This window comes from Nocardia beijingensis NBRC 16342 (assembly GCF_001612785.1).
GTDB classification, from domain to species: domain Bacteria; phylum Actinomycetota; class Actinomycetes; order Mycobacteriales; family Mycobacteriaceae; genus Nocardia; species Nocardia beijingensis.
On sequence record NZ_BDBC01000063.1, the window covers coordinates 49,034 to 73,662 of the forward strand.

The 24,629-nt window shown below is 70.6% G+C and carries 24 protein-coding genes; 11 read left to right on the forward strand and 13 right to left on the reverse strand.

Going from position 1 to position 24,629, the window contains the following annotated elements:
• Positions 1 to 57 precede the first annotated feature (57 nt).
• Positions 58 to 1,617 (reverse strand): flavin-containing monooxygenase, encoded by a 1,560-nt coding sequence (locus NB3_RS29640; protein WP_084823784.1) that lies wholly within the window; start codon positions 1,615 to 1,617, stop codon positions 58 to 60.
• A gap of 58 nt (positions 1,618 to 1,675) precedes the next feature.
• Positions 1,676 to 2,908, reverse strand: a complete 1,233-nt coding sequence (locus NB3_RS29645; protein WP_067809872.1) for a cytochrome P450 family protein — start codon at positions 2,906 to 2,908, stop codon at positions 1,676 to 1,678.
• Between the two features lie 168 nt (positions 2,909 to 3,076).
• On the opposite strand from NB3_RS29645, the gene NB3_RS29650 reads away from it, so the two are divergent.
• Both NB3_RS29650 and NB3_RS29655 read left to right on the forward strand, forming a co-directional pair.
• Positions 3,077 to 4,300, forward strand: coding sequence for an MFS transporter (locus NB3_RS29650; protein WP_067809873.1), 1,224 nt, complete (start codon positions 3,077 to 3,079; stop codon positions 4,298 to 4,300).
• A gap of 135 nt (positions 4,301 to 4,435) precedes the next feature.
• Positions 4,436 to 4,960 (forward strand): GNAT family N-acetyltransferase, encoded by a 525-nt coding sequence (locus NB3_RS29655; protein ID WP_067809875.1) that lies wholly within the window; start codon positions 4,436 to 4,438, stop codon positions 4,958 to 4,960.
• Here NB3_RS29655 and NB3_RS29660 read toward each other — a convergent pair.
• From NB3_RS29660 to zapE, 3 genes are all read right to left on the reverse strand, one after another.
• A complete protein-coding gene (locus tag NB3_RS29660) occupies positions 4,957 to 5,709 on the reverse strand; it encodes an alpha/beta fold hydrolase (protein ID WP_067809915.1) in 753 nt (250 codons plus the stop codon). The two genes, NB3_RS29655 and NB3_RS29660, sit on opposite strands and share 4 nt — an antisense overlap.
• Positions 5,710 to 5,775: 66 nt before the next feature.
• Positions 5,776 to 6,558, reverse strand: coding sequence for a tyrosine-protein phosphatase (locus NB3_RS29665; RefSeq protein WP_067809877.1), 783 nt, complete (start codon positions 6,556 to 6,558; stop codon positions 5,776 to 5,778).
• A 62-nt stretch (positions 6,559 to 6,620) separates the two neighbouring features.
• Entirely contained in the window at positions 6,621 to 7,637 is a 1,017-nt protein-coding gene (gene zapE, locus NB3_RS29670) for a cell division protein ZapE (RefSeq protein WP_067809879.1), read from the reverse strand.
• 17 nt (positions 7,638 to 7,654) lie between these two features.
• Between zapE and NB3_RS29675 the strand changes: the two genes are divergently transcribed.
• The 4 genes from NB3_RS29675 (at position 7,655) to msrB (ending at position 11,878) form a co-directional block, all read left to right on the forward strand.
• The gene (locus NB3_RS29675; protein ID WP_307696105.1) at positions 7,655 to 8,434 is read left to right on the forward strand and encodes a pyrimidine reductase family protein; all 780 of its coding nucleotides are present in this window, start codon (positions 7,655 to 7,657) and stop codon (positions 8,432 to 8,434) included.
• A gap of 31 nt (positions 8,435 to 8,465) precedes the next feature.
• Positions 8,466 to 10,022, forward strand: a complete 1,557-nt coding sequence (locus tag NB3_RS29680) for an alpha/beta hydrolase (protein ID WP_067809881.1) — start codon at positions 8,466 to 8,468, stop codon at positions 10,020 to 10,022.
• An 81-nt stretch (positions 10,023 to 10,103) separates the two neighbouring features.
• Positions 10,104 to 11,438 (forward strand): glycosyltransferase family 87 protein, encoded by a 1,335-nt coding sequence (locus tag NB3_RS29685; RefSeq protein WP_244892138.1) that lies wholly within the window; start codon positions 10,104 to 10,106, stop codon positions 11,436 to 11,438.
• Complete coding sequence (gene msrB / locus NB3_RS29690; protein ID WP_084823785.1) at positions 11,435 to 11,878, forward strand: peptide-methionine (R)-S-oxide reductase MsrB; 444 nt, start codon at positions 11,435 to 11,437, stop codon at positions 11,876 to 11,878. The genes NB3_RS29685 and msrB overlap by 4 nt, the downstream gene beginning before the upstream one ends.
• Positions 11,879 to 11,975: 97 nt before the next feature.
• Here the strand turns inward: msrB and hemQ are convergent, their stop codons facing one another.
• From hemQ to hemE, 4 genes are all read right to left on the reverse strand, one after another.
• The gene (gene hemQ, locus NB3_RS29695) at positions 11,976 to 12,671 is read right to left on the reverse strand and encodes a hydrogen peroxide-dependent heme synthase (protein WP_067809885.1); all 696 of its coding nucleotides are present in this window, start codon (positions 12,669 to 12,671) and stop codon (positions 11,976 to 11,978) included.
• A 4-nt stretch (positions 12,672 to 12,675) separates the two neighbouring features.
• Positions 12,676 to 12,873, reverse strand: a complete 198-nt coding sequence (locus tag NB3_RS29700) for a ferredoxin reductase domain-containing protein (protein WP_157112080.1) — start codon at positions 12,871 to 12,873, stop codon at positions 12,676 to 12,678.
• Between the two features lie 15 nt (positions 12,874 to 12,888).
• Positions 12,889 to 14,250: a protoporphyrinogen oxidase gene (locus tag NB3_RS29705; protein ID WP_067809888.1), complete on the reverse strand. Its 1,362-nt coding sequence runs from the start codon at positions 14,248 to 14,250 to the stop codon at positions 12,889 to 12,891.
• Between the two features lie 247 nt (positions 14,251 to 14,497).
• Positions 14,498 to 15,562: a uroporphyrinogen decarboxylase gene (gene hemE, locus NB3_RS29710; RefSeq protein ID WP_067809890.1), complete on the reverse strand. Its 1,065-nt coding sequence runs from the start codon at positions 15,560 to 15,562 to the stop codon at positions 14,498 to 14,500.
• 123 nt (positions 15,563 to 15,685) lie between these two features.
• Here hemE and NB3_RS29715 point away from each other — a divergent pair, with 123 nt between their 5' ends.
• Positions 15,686 to 16,324, forward strand: coding sequence for a DUF3000 domain-containing protein (locus NB3_RS29715; RefSeq protein WP_084823786.1), 639 nt, complete (start codon positions 15,686 to 15,688; stop codon positions 16,322 to 16,324).
• A 138-nt stretch (positions 16,325 to 16,462) separates the two neighbouring features.
• Positions 16,463 to 17,701: an HRDC domain-containing protein gene (locus NB3_RS29720; protein WP_067809892.1), complete on the forward strand. Its 1,239-nt coding sequence runs from the start codon at positions 16,463 to 16,465 to the stop codon at positions 17,699 to 17,701.
• 21 nt (positions 17,702 to 17,722) lie between these two features.
• Here the strand turns inward: NB3_RS29720 and dxs are convergent, their stop codons facing one another.
• Entirely contained in the window at positions 17,723 to 19,618 is a 1,896-nt protein-coding gene (gene dxs, locus NB3_RS29725) for a 1-deoxy-D-xylulose-5-phosphate synthase (protein WP_067809894.1), read from the reverse strand.
• Between the two features lie 163 nt (positions 19,619 to 19,781).
• Here dxs and glsA point away from each other — a divergent pair, with 163 nt between their 5' ends.
• Together glsA and NB3_RS29735 are read left to right on the forward strand one after the other, a co-directional pair.
• Positions 19,782 to 21,629 carry a glutaminase A gene (glsA, locus tag NB3_RS29730; protein WP_084823787.1) on the forward strand — a complete coding sequence of 616 codons (1,848 nt, stop codon included), beginning with the start codon at positions 19,782 to 19,784 and terminating at the stop codon, positions 21,627 to 21,629.
• Positions 21,630 to 21,681: 52 nt separating this feature from the next.
• On the forward strand, positions 21,682 to 22,356 hold the full coding sequence (locus NB3_RS29735) for an SIMPL domain-containing protein (protein ID WP_084823788.1): 675 nt from the start codon (positions 21,682 to 21,684) through the stop codon (positions 22,354 to 22,356).
• A gap of 31 nt (positions 22,357 to 22,387) precedes the next feature.
• Here NB3_RS29735 and NB3_RS29740 read toward each other — a convergent pair whose 3' ends face one another.
• Together NB3_RS29740 and NB3_RS29745 are read right to left on the reverse strand one after the other, a co-directional pair.
• Positions 22,388 to 22,753 carry a VOC family protein gene (locus NB3_RS29740; RefSeq protein WP_067809896.1) on the reverse strand — a complete coding sequence of 122 codons (366 nt, stop codon included), beginning with the start codon at positions 22,751 to 22,753 and terminating at the stop codon, positions 22,388 to 22,390.
• Positions 22,754 to 22,778: 25 nt separating this feature from the next.
• On the reverse strand, positions 22,779 to 23,078 hold the full coding sequence (locus NB3_RS29745; protein WP_067809898.1) for a DUF1330 domain-containing protein: 300 nt from the start codon (positions 23,076 to 23,078) through the stop codon (positions 22,779 to 22,781).
• Between the two features lie 122 nt (positions 23,079 to 23,200).
• Between NB3_RS29745 and NB3_RS29750 the strand changes: the two genes are divergently transcribed.
• Positions 23,201 to 24,004 (forward strand): enoyl-CoA hydratase, encoded by an 804-nt coding sequence (locus NB3_RS29750; RefSeq protein WP_067809900.1) that lies wholly within the window; start codon positions 23,201 to 23,203, stop codon positions 24,002 to 24,004.
• Between the two features lie 4 nt (positions 24,005 to 24,008).
• Here NB3_RS29750 and NB3_RS29755 read toward each other — a convergent pair.
• Positions 24,009 to 24,629, reverse strand: a 621-nt coding sequence (locus NB3_RS29755) for a class I SAM-dependent methyltransferase (RefSeq protein WP_169810762.1), incomplete at its 5' end; no start/stop codon positions are given.

The following is a 24,629-nucleotide window of genomic DNA, read 5'->3' on the forward strand; positions in this document are numbered from 1 at the left end:
CGAGACGCCGGGAGCACGGACTACTTCCGAACCCGCCATCGGAACGCCCAGAAGGCCTCAGTGGCTGACCCGGCCGCTTTCGCCCTCGTACGGAATCAGCTCCGCTTCGATCGGCTCCGGCGGGCGCGCCACCGGCCCTTGCCCTGATTTGCGGCGGCCGGCCAATCCCCGGTAGGACTCCGGCCTGATCCGGCGGAACACCTGTCCCACGCGCGTGTGCAGCGGCAGCCGGAACTTCAGGTCGGCGAGCATCTCGTCGATGTTCTGGATGGAGAACGGGACGACCGACGTGCCGTGCGCATGGTGGCCGTGCGTGCGCTCCTCCATCCAGCGCAGACGGGCGTCGATCTCCTCCTGGAGTTCGTCGGCGGGCGGCGGCACGAGCCCGCCGGTGAGCAGCGCGGCGGTCCAATGCGCGGCGACTTCGGCGTTCAGCGTGCTGATCGCCGAGGAGTTGTACCCGGCGAAGGTCAGATTGGGGACCTCCAACGGCAGGATGTTGCGGTGCAGGCGGAAGTTGCCGTGCTCGTCGGTCAGCCTGCGCTGGATGTACGGCGTGAGGAAGGGCACCCGCTGCTGGAAGCCGGTCGCGCAGATCACGACGTCCGCCTGCAGCACCTGGCCGGTGGACAGCCGGATCCCGGGCGCCGACTTCGGGCCGCCGCCCAGCTCGGAGATCGTCGTGTCGCGGTGCACCGTGATGCGCCCGTTGGCGACCTGCTCGTAGAAGCCTTCGCTCACCAGGCTGACGGTGCTCTCGGCGATCTGCTCGAACCGCCCGGCGGGTACCAGGCCGAGCTCGCGCAGGTTCGAGTGCTTGGTGACCAGTTCCTGGATCAGATCGAAGTTGCTGATCCGCACCGACTCGCCGGGACCGTCCAGGAACCGGTCCATCCAGCGTGGCCGCAGATAGTGGAAGTGGGCTTCGCCGAAGCGGGTCAGCATCAGCCGCTCGTAGTCGATCACCCGCGCCAGCTTGCGCGGCATCTTCCAGAACAGCCGCCTGGCCACCACCGAGGTGGACGCCGCGACCTCGCTCACGGCGGTGGCGATGTCGCAGGCGGACTTGCCGTAGCCAACCACGACGACCGACTTGCCGCGCACCGACTCCAGATCGGTGAACTCCGACGAATGGCACAACTGCCCGCCCGCCGCGCGGAACCAGTCGGCGCCGCGGTACTCCGGCATCGCGGGTTCGCTGAAGACACCGTTGGCGATCACCAGGTGGTCGTACGAGGCCCGATGGATTCCGCTCTCATCGCGAATCTCCAGCAACCAGCCGCTGTCCACCGGGTCGGCGGCCACCACCTCGGTGCGCAACCGCAAGTGCTCGGTCAGCCCGAACTGCTCGGCGTAGGCGGCCAGATAGGCCTGCATGTGCTGCCCGTCGAGGACCCGTGGGTAGTCGGCGGGCATCGGGAAGTCGGAGAAGTGATACGTGTCCTTGGAGTTCTGCGTCTGCAGTCCCGGGTATCGCCGGGTCGCGCTCCACACACCACCGACATCGGGTGCACGGTCGAAAACCTCGACCGGAAAACCCGCCTGTTTCAGCACTTTCGCGCAGGCGAGACCTGCGATACCCGCACCGACGATCCCGATGCGGCTTCCGCTTGTCATGCGCAGGAGATTACGTCGCCAGCGGCGCACAGCAAAGTCGGTCGACCGAATCCGCTCCTCAACGCACTGCGGGCGTACCCGCCGCAACGACGGGAAGCTCGAGCAGACCACGGATCAGGATGCTCTCTCGCCAGCGCAGGTCCGCGTCGTCGAAGGCGGGTCGCAGCAGCGGAAAGCGCCGTACCAGGCGGGTCAGCGCGATCTTGGCCTCCAGCCTGGCCAGGGCCGCCCCCAAGCAGTAATGGATGCCGTGGCCGAAGGCCAGATGGCCGTTCGCGCCGCGGTCCGGGTCGAACGCCGCGGCTGCGGCGAAGTGCCGTTCGTCACGGTTGGCCGACGCCACCGAGACCAGCACCAGCTCCCCTGCCGGGATGACGTCGCCGCCCAGGTGGACCGGCGCGGTGGTGTAGCGCAGCGTCGCCACGTTGACCGGGCCGTTGTAGCGCAACGTCTCCTCCACCAGCGGCGTGACAGCCGCCGGGTCCGCGCGCAGGGCCTGGTAGCGGTCGGGATCGGCCAGCAGTTCCAGCACGGAATTGCCGATCAGGTTCACCGTGGTCTCGTGGCCGGCGACCAGGATCAGGAAGGCCATGGAGATCAGTTCGTCGTGACTGAGCCGGTCCCCGTCCGCGGTGGCGGGCAGCAGTTGCGAGATCAGATCCTCGCCCGGTGGCTCCGCGCGCCGCCGGGCGATCAGTTCGTCGAAGTAGGCGACTATGGCGTCGGTCGCGGCGCGCATGCCCTCCGGGGTGGACATGGGGGTGTCGACCACGGCCGCCGACCACTCCCGGAAGCGGGCGCGGTCCTCGACCGGCACGCCGAGCAGTTCGCAGATCACCGTGATCGGCAGCGGGAACGCGTACTCCGCGAGCAGGTCGACCGGCCCCGCACCAGCCGCGCGATCGATCGCGTCGAGCAGATCGTCCGCGATCGCCACGATCCGCGGGGCGAGGGCGTCCATCCGCGCGGGCGCGAACGCCGGTGTGACGAGTTTGCGCAGCCGCGAGTGCCGCGGCGGGTCGGAGTTCAGCAGATGGTGGCTCAGGCGCTGGTTGACCGCGGTGAGGCCGCTGTCGCCCGCCGCTGACCGGCGTGCGTGTTCGCCCATCGGAGCGTGGGGATCCTTGCGGACGCCGGGATGGCGAAGCACCTCCTTTGCGGCGTCGTAGTCGACGACCAGCCAAGCGCGAACACCGGTGCGCAACCGGATTCGATGCACCGGCCCCTCGGCGCGCAACTGCTGGTAGAAGGCATGCGGCGTGCGAAAGAAATCCGCGGGCAGCTCTCTCATCCGTTCGGTTCCCCCTTGGTTCGCGAGTGTCGTTGCGGCCCTTCGATAGTGACACCGATCACGGATCGCGGCCAGCCGCGCGACCGAACCCGTTCGCGCGATAGGCGTTCGCCCCCGCCGTCGCGGTCCGGCGCGCAATCGTCGTCCGCGTCCGGCTACCCTGCACCGATGAGTTCGATCGCGCCGGTCCTGCGGCGTGCCCGGATCGCCAACTCGTTCGCGTTCGGCGCACAGGGCTTCTTCCTCGCCGTCGTGCTGACCGAACTGCCTCAGCAGAAAGAGCGTTTCGGGCTCTCGGACGGGATGATCGCGGTCTCGGTGGTGCTGATCTCGTTGCTGGCCGGTGGCGGCAGCGTCCTGGCGGAACGGCTGGCGCTGCGCTGGTCCAGCCGCGCCGCGGTGCGGATCGGGCTGTTGCTCGTGGCCGTCACCGGCTCGGCGGCGGCGTTCGCGCCGGACACGCCGCTGCTGATTGCCGCACTCGGCTGCTACGGAATCGCCGTCGGCATCGTCGACGCGAGCACCAACATGCAGGCGGTCTTCATCCAGCACGGGTACGGGACGTTCATCCTGTCGTCGTTCTACGCCGCGTGGAGCGCCGGAACGATAGCCGGGGCACTGTTCGTCTCCGGGTGTGAGGCGCTGGAGGTGACGCTGCGCGAATCGCTGCTCGCGGCCGCGGCGATCGTGTTGCTGCTCGGCTGGGCGCTCGGACGTGGGCTGCTCGGCGTGCGGGACGCGGAGACCGGTCCCGCCGAGACCGCCGCGCCCGGCTCCACCGTCGCGCTGCGCGCATATCTCGGGATCGGGATCGCGATGGCGTTCGTCTTCGCCGTCGACCTCGCGGTGGGCAACTGGTCGGCCCTGTATCTCACCGACGACCTGCTCGCAGGTTCGGCGACCGCGGCGCTCGCCTACGCCGCCTACCAGGGGGCGTCGCTGGCCGCTCGAATGGCCGGTGATTCGCTGGTGCGCCGTTTCGGTCCGCGTCGTGTGGTGCGGGCGGCGGCGGGCACGGGCATCCTCGGCCTGGCGCTGGTGGTGGCCGCGCCGAGTCCGGCGGTCGCGATCGCCGGCTTCCTCGTCGCGGGCGCGGGCCTGCCCGTGATCGCCCCGCTGTGCTTCAGCGCGGCCGGACAACTCGCGACCGGACGGGAACTCGACGCGCTGATCGCGCGTCTGAACCTGTTCAACTACGCGGGGACGCTGCTCGGCGGCGGTGTGGTCGGCGTGGTCGCGGCGAGCACCGGGCACCGCGCGGGCTTCGTGGTCCCGTTGCTCTTCGCCGGAGCCCTGATCGCGCTCTCCGGCGTCTTCCGTTCCCATCGGGTCGCCCCTGCCCCACTCCGTCCACAGACGCAGCCGACGGAGTTCGGCCCCGCCGACGGGTAGGTCACGCCGGGCATCGCCCGTTGCGGTCGGTGGCCGGTTCCGGCACGGCGATCAGCGAAGGGGACCCGCGTCCGCGCGGTGTCCTGGGCATGCGGAGCATGACATTCTCTCGCGCTCGTGTGCTCTGATGGAGCCATGAGCGACCCGCCAGTCATCGTCGACCGGGCCGGGCTGTGGGACGCGGAAGCGCTCAGTGACGTGGCGGCGGCCACTTTTCCGCTCGCGTGCCCGCCCGGGGCGACGCCCGACGACATCGACATCTTCATCGGCGAGGTGCTGTCGGGCGAGCGCTTCGGCGAATATCTGAGCGATCCGGCCCGGATCGTGCTCAAGGCGGTGGTGGACCACGACATCGTCGGTTACGCGATGCTGGTCACGGGCGGCCCGGCGCCTGCGGCCGGGCCGCAGCCGCTGGTGGAGATCAGCAAGATGTACGTGCTGCCCGGCCATCACGGCAGCGGAGTGTCCACCGCACTGATGAACGCCGCGCTGGACCGGGCGCGCGCCGAGGGGTATGCGGGCGTCTGGCTCGGGGTCAACCAGGAGAACGTCCGCGCTCGGCGCTTCTACGCCAAACACGGTTTCACCGAGGTCGGCACCAGGACCTTCACCGTCGGCAGCCAGGTGCATCACGACTACGTGCTGCGGCTGGTCTTCTAGCGCAGGAAGTCGACGAGAGCGGTGTGGAACGCGGGATTCACCACCGCCATCAGGTGATCGCCCGGCACGACGGCGAGCGCGCCGTTGGGCAGGGCGGCGGCGAGTCGCTCCGGTTCGGCGGCGAACGGGTCGTCCTCGCCCGCCAGCACCAGCGCGGGCACGGTGATGTCCGCCAGCGTCTCGATGGGACGATCGTCCAGGCCGGTCGCCACCGCGTGGATGGCTTCCACGTCGGCATGCACCGCGTCGGCGAGCACCCGGAACATCTTCGCCGTCGGCGAAGCGCCCGCACCGTCGCCGGTCATCGCGGCCTGCAGATCGGGCAGGTCGATCACGCGGCGATCGACGCCGCCGCAGTCGAGCACACCCGACCCGATGCCGCCGACGGCCAGCCGCCGCACCCGCTGATCGGCCGCGGCCACCAGCAGCGAGATCACCCCGCCCATCGAGTACCCGACCTGCGCGACTTCCTCGAAGCCCAGCTCGTCGTAGAGGGCGCGCACATCGCGGGCCATGGCCTGCCACGAATACTTCGCCGCGTCGTGCGGCTTGCCGGAACGGCCGTGGCCGCGCGCGTCCAGCGACACCACAGTGTGCCCGGCGGACTGCAGGGCGGCGACCACCCCGGTGCTCATCCAGTTCGCGTTGGTGTCCGCGACCACCCCGTGCTGCAGGACGACCGGGACGCCCTCGCCCTCCCAGACCCGGTAATTGAGTTCCAGGCCGTCCCATGTCTCAAACTTCGCCATGCCGGGATCGTAATGCACGGCGCGGCCCCGGACCGCCGAAGCGGACATTCGGTGCGGACGCCGCGCTCAGCCCAGCAGGCGTGCCCGCAAGGCGGCGATATCGCCGTCGGTGAGCCCGAGGCCGTCCCGGACATAGGCGTCGAAACTTCCGTAGCTCCGGTTCACCTGGTCGAAGGCGGCATCGAGCCAGGAACCCTGGACGCCGTTGAGCGGGTCGTTCTCGCTCGCCTGGCGAAAACGATTGGACAGCAGATAGTCCTCGGTGACCGTGGCTCGATCGACGCCGAGCAGCGTGAGCAGCACGGCGGCCGTCCAGCCGGTGCGGTCCTTGCCCGCGGTGCAGTGGAACAGCACCGCGCCGTCGGCGCCGGCGATGTCGCGCAGCACCGAAGCGAACGCCTCGTTCGCGCCGGGTGCGGTGATGAACGCGCGATAGAGCCCGTCGCCTCCGGTGAGCGTGGTGGCGACGACCTCCGGCGGAGCCTGGCCGATCACATCGGCCCAGTGCGCCGTCGCGCCGGCGGGCACCCGGTCCGGCCCGAGCGCGCGTTCGTAGACCGTGCGCAGGTCGTGCACGGAGCGCACCCGGCGGTCGGTCAGCGCGGCCAGATCCTCCGGCGTCGCGTTGTTCAGCTGTCCGGTCCGATACACCAGACCGGTGCGCACGGTCCTGCCGTCGGTGGTGCGATACCCGCCGATGTCCCTGGCATTCTGCACCCCTTGCAGGTGCAGTGAGGGATCGACGACGACGGCCGCGGGCGGGTCGGCCTGCGCTATGGCGGCTACCGGCCCGAAGGCGACCGCCAAACCGGCCGCCATCGCGACCGGGGCGCGGAAACGAGTGACCATTCGGCTGCTCCTGTCATCGGGACTGCACGGCTCGCCTACTCTCCTAGGCCGGGCCGGCCTCGCTAGGCCGCGACCTCGAAGCGCGACAGCGCGAGCAAGCGGGAGATGGCCCGCAGATACTTCTTGCGGTAGCCGCCCTCGAGCATCTCGGCGGAGAAGATCTCGTCGAGCTTCGCGCCGGACACCGTCACCGGCACGCTCGCGTCGTAGAGCCGGTCGGCCAGCACCACGATGCGCAACGCCACGGCCTGATCGGTGACCGGATGGACGCCGGAGACGAACACCGACGAGACCCCGGCGATGAGCGCGCCGTACTTCGACGGATGCAAGGTGCTGAGGTGCTGCAACAGGGCGTCGAACTCGTCGAGCGTCGAACCCGGTGTGCTCGCCGCTCGTTCGGCCAGCACCTCGGGGGCGGTCGGCTCCGGCGCCGGCGGCAGGTCGCGGTGGCGGTAGTCCGGACCGTCCACGCGCACCGCCTCGAAGATGGCGCCCAGCTTCTTGATCTCGCGCATGAAATCCTGTGCGGCGAAACGCCCTTCGCCGAGCTGTCCCGGCAACGTGTTCGACGTGGCCGCGATGGAGACACCGGCCGCGGACAATTCGGTCAGCAGGCGCGAGACCAGCATGGTGTCGCCGGGATCGTCGAGCTCGAACTCGTCGATGCACAGCACGCTGTTGCCCGACAGCCGCTCCAGGGCGTTGGCGAAGCCGAGCGCGCCGACCAAGTTGGTCAGCTCGCCGAACGTGCCGAACGACTTGGGCGCGGGCGAGCTGTGGAAGATCGAGGCCAGCAAGTGGGTCTTACCGACGCCGAACCCGCCGTCCAGGTACAGGCCCGCCCCGCTGACCTGTTTCTTCTTGCCGAACAGGCTCTTCTTGTGCGCGGCCTTGCTGATCTTGGCGACCTGTCCGGCGAACTCCTCGGCCTTGGTCACCGCGGCGGCCTGGCTCGGTTCCTTCGGATCGGGAATGTAGGAGGCGAAGCTCACCTCGTCGAACATGGGCGGCGGCACCATCTGGGCGACGAGCTGATCGGCCGGGACCTCCGGGTGACGATCGACGAGGCGTTCTTGCATGGACGAAGCCTAGAGACGTGGTGAGATCTGATTTCATGCAGCGTAGCCAGAATGCGATCCAGCTCACAGGACTCGGCCCCGACGACCTCGCGCGAATGTACGCCTTCCCCGCCGCGCTCGACGCGCCTTACGTCAGGGCCAATTTCGTCTCGAGCATCGACGGGGCCGCCACCAGCGGCAACCTGACCGAAGGGCTCGGCACGCCCGCCGACCGGACGGTGTTCATGTTGCTGCGCGAACTCGCGGAGGTGATCGTGGTCGGCGCGGGCACGGCGCGCGCGGAGAACTACGGCGGGGCGCGCACCGACCCGGCGCGGCGCCGCGCGTTCCACGAGCGCGGGATCGGCGGGCATCCCGACGGCGCGCCGCCGCCGATCGCCGTGGTGACCGCGAGCGCGGCGATCGACCCCGGCGCGCGCCTGTTCACCGATACCAGGGTGCCGCCGCTGATCATCACCACGGCCACCGCGCCCGCCGACCGCAAGCAGCTGTTGGCGGACGCGGGCGCCGAGGTGATCGAAGCGGGTGACATCGCGGTGACACCGGCGGGCCTGCTGCGGGTGCTCGCCGAGCGCGGCCTGCTGCGGGTGCTCACCGAGGGCGGGCCGCACCTGTTCGGCGAACTGCTGGAGGCCGACGTGGTCGACGAACTGTGCCTGACCACCGCGCCGCTGCTGGTCGGCGGCGCCGCGCGGCGAATCTCGCTGTCGGCGCACGAGTTCCGCGTCCGCATGACGCGCGCGCACGTGCTGCTGGACGACGACGGCACGATGCTCACCCGATGGGCCCGTCGATGAAAGAACCGCCCGAACCTGGCAGGCTGTAGCAATGCGCTGGACTCGGGCCGCCGTGCTTGCCGCCACCCTCTCGATCGTGACCGCGGGTTGCGGCGCGGGACCGTCGGATCGTCCCGGTGTCGCGGTGCAGCGCCCTCCGGTCGCGGGCACCGCGACCACCTCCGCCGCGCCCGCTCCCCCGCCGAACGCCGAACTGCCCAGAACCGACCTCAGCTGGCACGAGTGCACCCAGCCCACCTTGGATCAGCTCGGGCTCGGCCCAGCGCCCGCCGGGTTGGTGCTCGACTGCGCCGAGTACTCCACCCCGATCGACTCGACGGGCGCGGTGCTCGGCAGCTTCCGCGCGGGCGCGTTGCGGGCCAGGCTGGCGCAGACCCCGGCCGACGCGCCGCCGCTGGTGCTCACCTCGGGTTCGGATCGGTCCTCCTCCGCCACCCTGGCGGGGTTGGCCGCAGGCCCGGCCTCCGCCCTGCTGGCCGCCCGCCCGATCGTCGCGGTGGACCGGCGCGGCATCGGCAGCTCGCAGCCGATCGACTGCCTGCCGCCGGACATCCGCCGCGGCCTGGCCGACAACGCCCAGTCCGGGCCCGGCGCGGGCGACCCGGTGGCGCGGATGACAAAGCTGAGCCAGGACGGCACCATCGCCTGCCGCGATTTCCTGCAGCCCTACGAAGGCACCTTCGACGCGCCGCACGCCGCCGACGACATCGAGCAATTGCGCAGGCAGTGGCAGGTGGACCACATCGCGCTGCTCGGCACGGGCAACGGCGCGAAGGTCGCGCTCAGCTACGCCCGCAAGTACGGCGACCACGTCGCACGGCTGGTGCTCGACTCCCCCGAGCCGGTCGGCACCGACGCCGTGACGCGCGCCGAACAGGCCGTGCAGGGCGCCGAGGCCGCGCTGACGGCGTTCGCACAACGGTGCGTCGGCGTCGGGTGCTCGCTCGGGGCCGATCCGCGCGCCGCCGTCACCGATCTGGTGAACCGGGCCGCGACCGGCGAGTTGGGCGACATCTCGGCGAACGCGCTGCTGACCGCGGTGTCGGGTTTCCTCGGCAGCCCGCGCGCCGACCAGGCCACCAGGGTCACCGAGCTGTCCGACGCGCTGGCCGCGGCCGGACGCGGCGACCGCGGACCGCTGAACAACCTGATCCGGCGGGAGGCGGTGGCCACAGAGAGCGACGGCCAGTTCGTCAACCGGTGCACCGACACGCAACTGCCGCCGACGCCGGACAAAGCCAACGAACTCGCGCGCACATGGGCGGGCAAGTACCCCGTCTTCGGCAAGGCCGCGGCCATCGCGCTGATGGAATGCGCGGCCTGGCCGGTGTCGACCCCGCCGGCGCTGCCGGAGAAGGTGGGTATCCCGGTGCTCGTGCTCGGCGGGGTCGCCGATCCGGTCGTCGGCAACGGCGGCCAGTCGTCGGTGACCGGCGCGATCGGTTCGGCGGGCGCCAGGCACGCCGCGCTGTCCTGGCAGGGCTTCGGGCATCCGGTGTCCACGCATTCCGGCTGCGCGCAGCGGGCGGTGCTCGACTACCTGAAGGACGGCAAACTTCCCGCAGACGGCACCGCCTGCCCGGCCTAGCCCGGCGGGAAGAGCCCATGGAGCGGCGCGTCGGGCAGGTCCGGCCAACCACCGGTAACCCGTCCGGTGTACCGTGCCCCAGTGTTCCTTCGACAGCTCGAGCCCAGGACCGCTCGCACCACCGCCGAGGTGATCAAGTTCGCACTCTGGCCGCTGGCGGTCATGACCGTGCTGAACCGGGTTTTCATCAAGGCTGTCAACGGCTTCATCACCGACGACTACAAGCCGGTCTACCAGGCGTCCTTCGACTTCCTGAACGGACGGCCGGTCTACACCGCGAACTTCGACTCGGTGGACCCGCACTACCTGTACCCGCCCAGCGGCACCCTGCTGATCGCGCCGATCGCGGCCATCGACTACGAGAAGTCGCGCTGGCTGTTCATCGCACTGAACGCGATCGCGATCCTCATCGCCTGGTACCTGTTGCTGCGGCTGTTCCGGTACACGCTCAGTTCGGTCGCCGCGCCCGCGCTGTTGCTGGCGATGTTCTCGTCCGAGACCGTGATCAACACACTGGTGTTCACCAACGTCAACGGCTGCGTGCTGCTGGCCGAGCTGATCTTCATCCACCTGCTGCTGAAGCGCCGCGACCTGTGGGCCGGCGCCGCGCTGGGATTGAGTATCGCGGTCAAACCGACGCTGGCTCCGTTGCTGTTGATCGCCCTCGCGCGCGGGCAGTGGAAAGTCTTCGTGACCGCGCTCGGCGTGCCGCTGGCGATGAACGCGATCGCCTGGCCGCTGGTGAAGGACCCGGAGAAGTTCATCACCCGCACCCTGCCCTACCTCTTCGAATCCCGCGACTACTTCAACAGCGCGATCGTCGGCAACGGCGAGTACTACGGCCTGCCGCCGTGGCTGACCTGGGGCATGCGCGTGACGCTCGGCGTGCTCGTGCTGATCTCGCTGTGGCTGCTGTACCGCTACTACCGCGAGGACGAGCTGTTCTTCGTCTGCACCGCCTCCGGCGTGCTGCTGACGGCCTTCTTCCTGCTCAGCTCGCTGGGGCAGATGTACTACTCGATGATGCTGTTCCCATTCCTGATGACCGTGGTGCTGCGCAATTCGGTGCTGCGCAACTGGCCTGCCTGGCTGGGTATATTCGGGTTCATGAGCTACGACAAGTGGCTGTCGGACCGCTGGCAGCACATCGGCCGCAACCTGGAGTACCTGCGCATCACCTTCGGCTGGGGCCTGCTGCTCATCGTCGTGTTCTGCGTGCTCGGCGAACGCTATCTGGCCGCACGGCGGCAAGGCAGGCTCCCGTTCGGGATCGATCCCGCGTGGATGAGCTCCGCGCCTGATCCCCGTGGCGAACAACCGCAGCCGCCGGTCACCGCGACCAAGACGGCCGAGACCCCCAGGCCACACAACGGTTCGGAGCCGGCGGAGCAGGATCGTATTAGCGTGGAGCCATGAGTTCCGAAGCCGATACGTCCCTGCCCGCGCCGCGCATCCAGCTCTCGCCGCAGGAATGGCGATCGAAGCTGAACCCCGAGGAATACGCGGTGCTGCGCGAGGCCGCCACCGAGCGGCCGTTCACCGGCGAGTACACCGACACCAAGACCGAAGGCGTCTACGTGTGCCGGGCCTGCGGCACCGAACTGTTCCGCAGCAGCGAGAAGTTCGACTCGCACTGCGGCTGGCCGTCGTTCTTCGATCCGGCGGCGTCCGACGCGGTGATCCTCCGCTCGGACGACTCGCTCGGCATGCACCGCGTCGAAGTGCTGTGCGCGAATTGCCACAGCCACCTCGGCCACGTGTTCGAGGGCGAGGGGTACAACACGCCCACCGACAAGCGCTACTGCATCAACTCCATCGCCCTGCGACTGCACCCCTCGGACAGCGCAGCGGAGTAACCAGCCCGACGCTCACCGGCAGCGTACGAAGCCCCGGCGCTCGGCGCATGCCCCGAAATCTCTGGGCAAGCGTTCGCCGGCACCGGGGTGGTGAGCGTCAGGGCAGGGCGGCGATCAGCTTCTCGATCTCCACGCGGGCGCCGGTGAAGAACGGGATCTCTTCGCGCACGTGCCTGCGGGCGTCGGTGGCCCGCAGGTCGCGCATCAAATCGACGATCCGATGCAATTCCGGCGCCTCGAAAGCAAGAATCCACTCGTAGTCGCCGAGCGCGAACGAGCTGACGGTGTTCGCCCGCACATCCGGGTAGCCGCGCGCCGCCTTGCCGTGCTCGGCCAGCATCCGGCGGCGCTCGTCGTCGGGCAGCAGATACCACTCGTAGGACCGGACGAACGGGTACACGCAGATGTAGGCGCCCGGCTCCTCACCGGCCAGGAACGCCGGGATGTGGCTCTTGTTGAACTCGGCGGGACGGTGCAGCGCCACGTTGCTCCATACCGGCGCACTGGCCCGGCCCAGCTCGGTGGTGCGGCGGAAGTCGGCGTAGGCGGCTTGCAGGTCCTCGACGCGCTCGGCGTGCGTCCAGATCATGAAGTCGGCGTCGGCGCGCATTCCGGCGACGTCGTAGACGCCGCGGACCACGACGTCGCGGTCGGCGAGACCGTCGAAGAACGCTTTGGCCTCCTTGGTCGCCGCGTCCCGGTCCTCGCCCAGCACTCCTGGTTGCACCTGGAAGACCGAGAACATCAGGTAGCGGATGGTGGAGTTGAGAGCTTGATAGTCGAGTCGCGCCATAGCACTATCGTGCCACTCGCTCGGGAGCGCCCGCGTCGCCGGGCGTGAACTGCTCGATGTGCACGCGGCCGTCGGGGACGCCGAGGGCGCGCAGTCGCCGTCGCATGTCGCGCAGGAACACGGTCGGGCCGCAGACGTCGGCGTCCTCGGGCATGGCCCGCACCGACAGGTCGGCCCGGCCGTACCGAGCGAAGAACCACACGGCCGGGCGCATCGGTCAGCGCGCGGCGCCCGCGCCGACCTGGGTCGCGATGCGGTGCGCGGCGGCCGTGCCGGACGCGACACACGCGGGCACGCCGACGCCGTGCAGGTACGCGCCTGCCACCGCGAGCCCGTCCAGCGCGGCGACCTCGGCTTCGACAGCCGCGATGCGAGCCGGATGGCCGGGCGCGTACTGGGCGAGGCCACCGGGCCAACGCTGGACGACGGCCGCGACCGGCTCGATCGCGACCCCGGTGACGGTGGCCAGGTCGGCGGTGGCGGCGGCGACGAGTTCGTAATCGGGCCACGAGAGCGGGGAATCGTCGCCGAACTTGCCGAAAGAGACGCGCACGAGCGCCGTCTCACGCTCCGCCAGATGCGTCCATTTGCGGCTGGACAGCGTGAACGCTTTGGCGCGCAGCGGCTCTCCGGTGGCCACCAGGATGCCGGAGTTGCGCGGCAGCGCGGTCGCGCGGGGCAGCGCCAGCGCGACCACGGCGGAGGAGGAGAGTTCGACGCCGGCCAGTTCCGCCGCGGCGACCGGGGCGACGGCGCCGAGCAGGCGTGCGGTCACCGGCGCCGGGGTGGCGAGCACCACCGCGTCGACGGCGCCGATCGGGTCGACCACCCAGCCGCGCAGCCCCCTGGCCAGACGCGTTCCCGGCGTCGCGGTGACGAACCGCGCCCCGGAGCGTTCGGCGAGCGCTTCCAGCAGCACCCGGTACCCGTCCCGGAGGCCACCGAAGACCGGAGCGTTCGAGGGGGGCGGCAGCGCCGCGCCGACGGCGGCGGTGAGGCTGGACGCGCCGTCGTCCAGCGCGGCGGCCAGAGTGGGCAGCGCGGCCCGCACCCCGATGGAGCGGGAGCTGCCCGCGTACACACCGCCGAGCAGCGGGTCGACACTGCGCTCGGCCACCTGCGGGCCGAAGCGGTCGGCGACCAGGCGGTAGACGTCGGTGTCGGAGCCGGGCTCCCAGTCCAGCGGACGGTCGGGTTCGGCGGCGATCCGGGTCAGCGTCTCGGCGTCGACCAGTCCGCGCATCGATTCCGCGTTCGCGGGGATACCCATCAAGGTCCCCTCCGGCAGCGGATGCGCGGTCCCGGCGGACCACACCAGCGGCCGCAGCCCCGCAGGGGTCACCAACTGCGACTCCAGCCCGAGTTCGCGCAGCAGCGCGGGCACCTCCGGCCGCCGACCGACGAACGCTTCCGCGCCGAGATCCATAGGCTCCCCGGCCAATTCACCGGTGTAGAGGATGCCGCCGACCCGCTCGGCGCGATCGAGCACGAGCACGTCGGCATCCGGCCCGAGCAATGTCCGCAACCGATACGCGGCCACGAGCCCGCTGATCCCACCGCCGACCACCGCGATACGCATGTCTCGACCGTATCGCGCGCCGCGCCGGTGGCTGCTGGACGGTGACACCCGGATGACGCGGACCACACTGGTACCCCCCTCCGCGGGGCTCACTGTCATGGCGGCGAACCTCGACCGCCTCGATGGAACCGCACGCGGGAAAGCGGCCGGAAGGCGCCGCCGGGCCACCTGCTGCTCCATCGCTCGCCGCGGCCGTTGCCGCGTCGAGTCGGGTCAGCTGCCGTGCGGACCTACCGATTCCCCCGGCCTACAGCTCGTGCACGAGTTCCACCAAGGCCGTCAGCACGCCGGGATCGGTCTCCGGAAGCACCCCGTGGCCCAGGTTGAAGATGTGCCCGGTGGCGCCGAGGGTGATCGCCTCATCCGCTTCCCGTGCGATGCGCCTGGCCTGCTCCTCGATCGCCTGCGGACCGGCGAACAGCACGGCGGGATCGAGGTTGCCCTGCAACGCTTTTCCCGGCCCGACGCGACGGACGGCCTCGGTCAGCGGCACCCGCCAATCGACGCCGACCACGTCGGCGCCCGCCTCGCTCATGGCGCCGAGCAGCTCGCCGGTTCCGACCCCGAAGTGGATGCGCGGCACGCCCGCCTCGGCGATCTGGGCGAACACCCGCTCCGAATGCGGGAGCACGAAACTGCGGTAGTCGGCCAGCGAGAGCGCGCCCGCCCAGGAGTCGAACAACTGCACCGCGTCGACGCCCGCCGCCAGCTGGGCCTGCAGGAACGCGATGGTGATGTCGGTGAGCACGCCGAGCAGTTCGTGCCAGGTCCGCGGATCGGCGTACATCATCGCCTTGGTGCGCTCGTGATTCTTGCTCGGACCGCCCTCGACCAGGTAGGAGGCGAGGGTGAACGGCGCGCCCGCGAACCCGATCAGCGGCGTCTCCCCCAACGCGTCGATCAGCAGGCGCACGCCGTCGGTGACCGCGCCGACCTCCTCGGGGCGCAACCGAGGCAGCGCGCGCACGTCATCGACCGTCCGCACGGGCGCGGCGACCACCGGCCCCACGCCGGGCACGATGTCCAGATCGATGCCCGCCGCCTTCAGCGGAACGACGATGTCGGAGAACAAGATCGCCGCGTCGACCCCGTGCCTGCGAATCGGCTGCAACGTGATCTCGCACACCAGCTCGGGGTCGAAGCAGGATTCGAGCATCCCGATGCCCGCACGCACCTCGCGGTACTCGGGCAGCGAGCGTCCGGCCTGGCGCATGAACCACACCGGACGCCTGCTGGGCGTCGCGCCGGTGGCGGCGGCCAGGAACGGGGCATCGGTCAACCGGCGGCGGGTATGAGTGCTCATCACGGCCATCGTATGCGGGCCCGCGCGAGGGGGCGGACGCGGAGGCGGCAGCGATGACCGCGCGGACGCCGCAGGGCCCGTAGCGGCGCGCCTCCGACTGCGCCGGGTGCACAAGGTCTACCGTCAGCATTCGTGACACCGCTCGACTTCCGCGACGGCGCCGCACCGACCGAAGGACCTCATGGCGAGCCAGCTCAGTTTCGCGCCGCGGTCGAGGCGATGGGCACCGCTACCGTGCATCCCCGGATCGAGCTCGCGCCCATCCGGCCGCCGCAACGACTCGCCCCGTTCTCCTACGCGATCGGCGCGGAGGTCGCACATCCCGAAACCCCTGTCGTACCAGCCGATTCCGAAGGCGACGCGTTCGGCAGGCTGATCCTGCTGCACGACCCGGACGGCGACGACACCTGGCACGGCACCTTGCGCCTGGTCGCCTACATCCAGGCCGACATCGACGCCGCGCTCGCGACCGATCCCCTGCTACCCGAGGTGGCGTGGAGCTGGCTGGTGGACGCGCTGGAGTCACGCACCGAGCCGTTCACCGCGCTCGGCGGCACGGTGACCTCGACCAGCTCGGTGCGCTACGGGGACATCGCCGGTCCACCGCGCGCCCATCAGCTCGAAATACGCGCCTCGTGGACCCCGGTCACCACCGATATGCGCCCGCATCTGGAGGCGTTCTGCGAGGTGCTGGCCTACGCGGCGGGGCTGCCGCCCGCGGGGGTGACGCAGCTGCAGATCCGGCCCGGCCTGTCCGGCGACCATCCCTGAGCGTGCCCCTCGCGTACGGTGACCTGCGCCGGAGCCGCCTGCACCCGATACGGCGGGCGGCTGGCGACCGAGGCACCGACACACTTATGCGCCGATAGGACGGCGGCGCGGTTGCGTCGGCACGTAAAGTTCAACACCATGTCCGTACCAGACGAATTCGAACCCTCGGCCGCGACGCCGCTGCTCGCGCCGGTGGAGGGCGTGCCACCGGTACTGGACACCGCCGCCGAGATCGTCGCGGCCGCCGACCTGCTGGCCGCGGGCACCGGCCCGCTGGCCGTCGACGCCGAGCGCGCCTCCGGCTTCCGCTATTCGGCGCGCGCGTATCTGATCCAGCTGCGCCGCGCCGGCGCGGGCACGTTCCTCATCGACCCGATCCCGGTCACCGACGCCCTCGGTCCGCTGGCCGACGCGATCAACGGACTGGAGTGGGTCTTGCACTCCGCGGACCAGGATCTTCCCGGCCTCGCCGAACTCGGCTTGCACCCGGCCCGGCTGTTCGACACCGAACTGGGCGGACGCCTGGCCGGCTTCGAGCGCGTCGGGCTCGCCGCGATGGTGGAGCGGTTGCTCGGCCGTGCGCTGCGCAAGGGACACGGGGCGGCCGACTGGTCCACCCGGCCGCTGCCCGCCGACTGGCTGAACTACGCCGCCCTGGACGTCGAATTGCTGCTGGAGCTGCGCGACGCCGTGGCCGCCGCGCTCGACGAGCAGGGCAAGACGGATTGGGCGGCACAGGAATTCGAGCACATTCGCACCTTGGACCCGCCCGCGCCGAAGGCCGAGCGGTGGCGGCGCACCTCGGGCATCCACACGCTGCGCCGCACCAGGCAACTGGCGGTGGTGCGCGAGCTGTGGACCGCGAGGGACGCGCTGGCCCGCGCCCGCGACGTCGCGCCCGCCCGCATCCTCCCCGACTCGGCGATCATCGCCGCGGCGACCGCGGAACCCAGATCCATCGCGCAGTTGCGCACCCTGCCGGTGTTCGGCGGGCCGCGTCAGCGCCGGTACTCCCGCGAATGGCTCGCCGCGATCGAGCGCGGGCGCACCCTGCCCGACAGCGACCTGCCGCCGCTCACCCAGCCGTTCGACGGCCCCCCGCCGGTGAACCGCTGGGAACGCCGCGACCCGGCCGCGGCTGCGCGCCTGACCCGGGCACGAGCCGCCATGGCCGAGCTGTCCGCGCAGTACGCGATACCGGTGGAGAACTTGCTCGCGCCCGATCTGGTCCGCCGTCTGTGCTGGGACGGACTGCCCGACTACGAGTCGGTCGAGCCCTCCGCGGTCGACGGATTCCTGAAGTCGGGCGGCGCCCGGCCGTGGCAGCGGGAACTGAACGTCCCGCGGCTGACCGCGGCGTTGCCGCCGTCGGACTGACCGCCTGCTCGCCCCTCCGCGTCAGCGAGCGGCCAGCCACCCGCTGATCCGGCGGGCGATGTCCGGGCCGGTGAGACCGAGGCCCGCGTGCACCTCACCGCGCGAGGCATGGTCCAGGAACTGTTGCGGCACACCCAGATCACGGGTCGGGATGTCCAGCCCGGAGTTGCGCAGGCGGGCCGACACCGTGGAACCGATGCCGCCGTGCAGGCCGCCGTCTTCCAGCGTGACCACCAGCCGGTAGTTCTCCGCCAGCTTCAGCAGGGTGTCGGAGACCGGTAGCACCCAGCGCGGGTCGATGACCGTGACCGAGACACCTTCGGCGTCCAGCAGCCGCGCCGCCTCCAGAGCGGTGCCCGCGAACGAGCCGACCGCGACGAGCAGCACGTCGCCGTGCACCGCCTGCACCGAGCCGCCGTCCGGCTCGGCCAGCCGGAGCACGTCGATGCCGTCCAGCCGTTCCACCGCGGAGATGTCCTCGGCGACACTGCCTTTCGGGAACCGCAGGGCGGTGGGCCCGTCGTTGACGGCCAGCGCCTCGGCCAGTTCCTCTCGCAACGTCGCGGCGTCGCGCGGAGCGGCCACCCGGATGCCGGGGATGATCCCGAGGACCGACAGATCCCACATGCCGTTGTGGCTCGCGCCATCGGAGCCGGTGATGCCCGCGCGGTCCAGCACCACGGTGACCGGCTGCTTCAGCAGCGCCACGTCCATCAGCAACTGGTCGAAGGCGCGGTTGAGGAAGGTCGAGTAGATCGCGACCACCGGATGCATGCCGCCGAGCGCCAGCCCCGCCGCGGAGGCCATGGCGTGCTGCTCGGCGATGCCGACGTCGAACATCCGCTCCGGGAAACGCTCCCCGAACGCCGCCAGTCCGGTCGGGCCTGGCATCGCCGCGGTGATGGCGACGATGTCGGCGCGGCGCTCGGCGTGCGCGATCAACTCCTCGGAGAACACCGAGGTCCATCCGCGCGCCTTCGGACCGCCGACAGGGACGCCGGTGAGCGGATCGATGGGGTCGCAGGCGTGCATCTGGTCGGCGACGTGGTTCTCGGCGGGCGCGTAACCGCGGCCCTTCTGCGTCACGGCGTGCACCACGACAGGGCCGCCGAAGTCCTTGGCCCGGCGCAGCGCGGCCTCGAGCGCGACGACGTCGTGGCCGTCCACCGGCCCGACGTACTTCAGGCCGAGGTCGCTGAACAGTTCCTGCGGACTGACCGCGTCCTTGATGCCCGCCTTCACCGCGTGCACCATCGAGTACGCCGATTCGCCCACCCGGGGGATGCTCTTGAGGATGCGCTTGCCCGTGTCCAGAGCGTGCTCGTAGGCGGGCTGGGTGCGCAGCGCGGTCAATCGCTCGGCCAAGCCGCCGATGGTGGGCGCGTAGGAGCGGCCGTTGTCGTTGACCACGACGACCACCGGGCGGTCCGAGGCGGCGATGTTGTTCAGCGCCTCCCAGCACATGCCGCCGGTGAGCGCGCCGTCGCCGACGATCGCGACCACGTGCCGGTCCTGCCCGCTCAGCGCGAACGCCTTCGCCAGACCGTCGGCGTACGACAGCGCCGCCGAGGCGTGCGAGGACTCCACCCAGTCGTGGGCGCTCTCGGCCCGGCTCGGGTAGCCGGACAGGCCGCCCTGCTTGCGCAGCGAGTCGAATTGATCTTTGCGCCCGGTCAGGATCTTGTGCACGTAGGCTTGGTGCCCGGTGTCGAAGATCAGCGGGTCGGCCGGCGAGTCGAAGATCCGGTGCAGGGCGATGGTGAGTTCGACCACACCGAGGTTCGGACCGAGGTGCCCGCCGGTCGCGGCGACTTTGCGCACCAGGAACTCGCGGATCTCCTCCGCCAGCTCGCGTACCTGCGGCACGGTCAGCCTGCGCAGATCATCGGGCGTGTCGACCCGGGAAAGCACTCCCACCTGAACTAGCTCCCTCCGGATAGCGCATCTGATCCGATCAGTCTACGGAGCGGCGGCCGGTGCTCCCGCACGAGAACGATCACACCGACCCGCATCCCGTTGAAATGTGAGCCTTGACACAAGGTACCCGGCCTAGAGTGACAGGGTGACCCGGCCCGAGCAAATGGTCTCGCGGACGATCGAACCCGGCGTGGTGGCACGGATCGTCGAGGACGTGCACCGGCGCTGCCGTGGCGAGCGGTCCGGAAGGCCGGCCGACTACATCCCGGAACTGGCCGCGGTGGATCCCGATTCGTTCGCCATCTGCCTGGCCACCGCCGACGGCCGTATCTACGGGGCCGGCAACGTGCGGACCGGCTTCACCATCCAGTCCATCTCCAAGCCGTTCACCTACGCCCTCGCGCTTGCCGACCGCGGCCTGGAAGCGGTCGGCGAGCGCATCGACGTCGAGCCGTCCGGCGAGCCGTTCAACGAGATCAGCCTGGATCCGGTGACCGCGCGACCGCGCAATCCGATGATCAACGCGGGCGCGATCACCGCCGCCGCGCTGATCGACGGCCGTGACCCCGCTGACCGCTTCGAGCGGGTCCGGCGCTGCTACTCGAGCTTCGCCGGGCGCGAGCTCACCATGAACGAGGCGGTCTACGCCTCCGAGGCGCGCACCGGATACCGCAATCGCGCCATCGGCTACATGCTGCGCTCGTTCGGCATCCTCGACGGCGACCCGGACGAGGCGGTCGATCGCTATTTCCGGCAGTGCTCGGTCACCGTGACCTGCGAAGATCTCGCCTTGATGGCCGCCTCCCTGGCGAACAACGGGCGCAATCCGGTCACCGGGGAGCAGGCGGCCTCGGCAGCACTGACCGAACAGGTCCTCAGCGTCATGACCACCTGCGGCATGTACAACGCGGCGGGCGACTGGGCGACCACCGTCGGACTGCCCGCCAAGAGCGGCGTCGGTGGCGGGATCGTGGCGGTGCTGCCGGGACAGGTGGGGATCGCGGTGTACTCACCGCGGCTGGACGGGCACGGCAACAGCGTGCGCGGCGTTGCCGCCTGCCGTGAGCTGTCGCGGCGACTCGAGCTGCACTTCCTGCACGTGACGCGGGCGGCGCGGGCCGCGATCCGGGCGGCGTACTCGGTGGCCGAGGTGCCCTCGCGGCTGCGCCGACCGACCGAGGAGATCGGCGTGCTGGCCGCGCACGGGCACCGGGCGCGCGTCTACGAGTTGCACGGCGACCTGCTGTTCGCGGGCGCGGAGCGCACGGTGCGGACCATCGAGGAGCAGGCGGGCGAACTGGAAGCGCTGGCGATCGACGTGCGCAGGGTCGGCGAGGTGAGCGCGATCGCGGCGCGGATGATCGATGACCTGCGGCACCAGCTGTTGTCGGCGGGGGTCCGAGTGGCGCTGGTCGATCCCGACGCGCGACTGCGCCATCCGGGTTCCGGCATCGAACCGGACGATCCGAGGGGACCGGTATTCGTCGATCGCGACACCGCCACCGAGTGGTGCGAGAACACCGTGCTCGTGAACCATCGTCGCGGCGCCGAGCCCGCCCGCACGTCGTTCGGCATCGAGGATCACCCGGCGTTCGCCGGCCTCGCCGCGGACCAGCGATCCCGCTTGGCGGAACAGTTCCGGGTCCGCACGTTCGCGCGCGGCGCGGTGATCGCCGAACCAGGGAGCGTGCGCTCGGGTCTCTACCTGATCCTCGACGGCCGCGTGCGCCTGACGGTCGACGGCACCGACGGACGCCCGCATCGACTGCTCAGCCTGTCGGCCGGGATGTCGTTCGGGGAGATACCGATGCTGGTCGGAACGCCGTTCGGGAACGAGGTGCGGGCGGAGACCGATGTGCGCGTGGCGGTGCTGACCCCCGAGCGGTTCGACGGGCTCACCTCGCAGGCGCCCGGGCTGAAGCTGGCGCTGCTCGAACGGCTCGCCGCCGAGGCCTTCGCGCAGATCGACGCGGCGGTACGGGCGATCGCGGCTCGCGGCGGCGACTACTGAAGCGGGGCACCATGGTGCGATACGCATCGATGGCGAGCGACGAGGAGACTCCGTGGGCAGGAACACCGATTCGAGCGCAGGCACCGTCACCACCTACGGGCACGGCACCACCCGCGCCGTGCCCGACCTGATGCGGGTGACGATCTCGGTCGAATCGCGCGCGAGCAAGGTCGCGCTCGCCTACAGCCGGGCCGGTGAGCAGGTGGCCGCGGTCGCCCGATCACTGCGCTCCCATGGCGTCCACAGCGCGGACATCGCCACCAGCGGACTGTCGGTACAGACCGAAACGGTGTGGACCGAAGGCCAGGGCAACCGCATCACGGGGTACCTCGCGAGCACCTCGCTGACGGTCGCGTTGCGCGATATCGGCGAGGACGCCGATCCCGGCCCCGGCACGATCATCGCCGACTGTGTCGAGGCGGGCGGAGACGACGTCCGCCTCGGCGGCCTCGTCCTCGCCTTCGCCGACCAGGAATCCCTGCTCACCCGCGCCCGGGACGCCGCGTGGGACAACGCCATCGCCAAGGCCGAGCAGTACACCCGGCGGGCGCGGCGCTCGCTCGGCGAGGTCGTCGAGATCACCGAGGACACCGCCGCCGCACCCCCGATTCCGCGCGTACAGGCCATGTCCGCTCCGATGGAGGCCTACCGCGCCGTCGCCATCCCGGTCGAGCTGGGCGAGAGCGAGATCTCCGCGAGTATCCGGGTCACTTGGCAGCTGGAATGACGGCGAATCCGGTCGGCCGCGCCGCCGAGCATCAGTCCGCCAGGAACTCCACCCGGTTGCCCACGGCGTCGTGCGTGTGGAACCGCCGCCGCCCCGGAATCTCCGCCGGATCGGCCCAGACGACTGGATATCCGGCCGCCGAGACCGCCGCGGCGACGGCGTCGATGTCCACGACAAATGCCGGATGCGCCTTGCCGGCCGGGCGGAAATCGGCCTCCACACCGATGTGCAGTTCGCCGTCCGGGCCACCGCGGCCGGGGACGCGGAACCAGCAACCGCCCCTGGCGGCGAGCAGCGGCGGCTTCGGGAGTTCGGCCCATCCGAGCACTCCGGTGTAGAAGCCGCGCTGCCGGTCTTCCGCGCCTGCGGGACAGCACAATTGGACGTGATGGATCATGCTTCCATCGTGCCCGAGGCCGGGTTCACGAACCGTGACCCAGACCTCGCACCAGCAGGGTGACCGTGTCCGCTCCGGCGTGCCGATCCTTCGAAATCTCCTGGTACTCCGGCGAATCGGCCCAGGCGCGGAAGGACGGCTCGTCCGGGAAGGAGATCAGCACCACCTTCTCGCGATCGGTGACGCCCTCGATGGTCTGCGGGGACTCGTCGGCGGCCAGCAGTGTCCCGTTGTAGCGGACGAAGACGTCCAGGAAGCGCGCCTGGTAGCGGTCGTAGGCGGCGCGATCGGTGAACTTCAGTTGCGCAATTGCGTACACGGTCATGGCTGTGACTCTAATTGCACGGTCCGGCGGCCCCGCACCGGTTCGACGGCGCCGCGCCCGAATTCACCGCTGCGCCGGGCCCGGCGTGCCTATATTGAGGTCGTCACCGTCCAGGAGGTCGCATGTCGTTCGTGCTCATCGACAAACCTCGGCCCCATATCGCCCTGGTGACGCTCAACCGGCCCGAACGGATGAACGCGATGGCGTTCGACGTGATGATCCCGCTGCGCGAGGCGCTGGAGCGAGTCAGCGCCGACAACGACGTCCGGGTCGTCGTGCTGACCGGCGCGGGCCACGGTTTCTGCTCCGGAGCCGACCTGACCAGCGCGGGAAAGGTGCCGAACGTCGACGGGCTCACCGTCACCAGCGTCGCGCGCCGGTCGATGGATCTGCTCAACGACGTGCTGATCACGCTGCGGCGGATGCACCAGCCGGTGATCGCCGCGGTCAACGGCGCGGCCATCGGCGGCGGGCTCTGCCTGGCCGTCGGCGCCGATATCCGCATCGCCGCCGAGGACGCGTATTTCCGCGCCGCGGGCATCAACAACGGCCTCACATCGGCCGAACTCGGCCTCAGCTATCTGCTGCCCCGCGCGGTCGGCGCGTCGAGGGCGTTCGAGATCATGCTGTCCGGCCGCGACGTCGACGCCACCGAAGCCGAGCGCATCGGACTGGTCTCCCGCACCGTCGCGGCGGCGAAACTGCTGGACACCTGCTACGACCTCGCCGAACGCATCATCGGCTTCAGCCGGGTCGGCACCGAGCTCACCAAGCGCATGCTGTGGAGCGGTTTGGAGGCGGGCGGATTCGAATCGCACATGCAGCACGAGGGCACGGCGCAGCTGTACGTCCGCCTGACCACCGGCAATTTCGACGAAGCGATCCGCGCCCGCCGCGACCGCAGGCCCCCGCTCTACGAGGACTGACCGCTCAGCGCTCCAGCAGCGCGAGACATTCCACATGGTGCGTGGCGGGGAAGGCGTCGAACGCGCGCAGGTCGGTAAGCCGGTAGCCCCCGGCCCGATACAGGCCGAGATCACGAGCGAACGCGGCGGGATCGCAGCCGACGTGGACGATCCGCGTCGGCCCGCTGGCTGTGACCGCGCCGATCACCTCCTTGCCCGCGCCCGCGCGCGGGGGGTCGAGCACCACGACGTCCGGGGCGGCCGCGCCGACGTGCTCGAGCACCCAGCGCTCCACCCGCTGCGCCCGCAGTTCCACCCAGGGCAGATCGCGCAACGCGGCCGCGCCGTCGGCGACGGCGGGACGGTGCGATTCGACCGCGAGCACCACACCGGTCCGCCCGGCCTGTTCGGCCAGGCGCGCGGCGAACACGCCGGCGCCGCTGTAGAGATCCCACGCGCGCCCGCCGGGACCGAGTTGCGACCACTCCGCGATCAGATCCGAATACCATTGCGCCGCACCCCGATGCGCTTGCCAGAAACCCGTCGCCGCGACCTCCCAGCGCCGGCCGGCCACGTACTCGACCGCGCGCCCGCTGCCCTCGAACACCCACTCCTCACGCGCCGCGTGCGCCGCGGCACGCCGCGC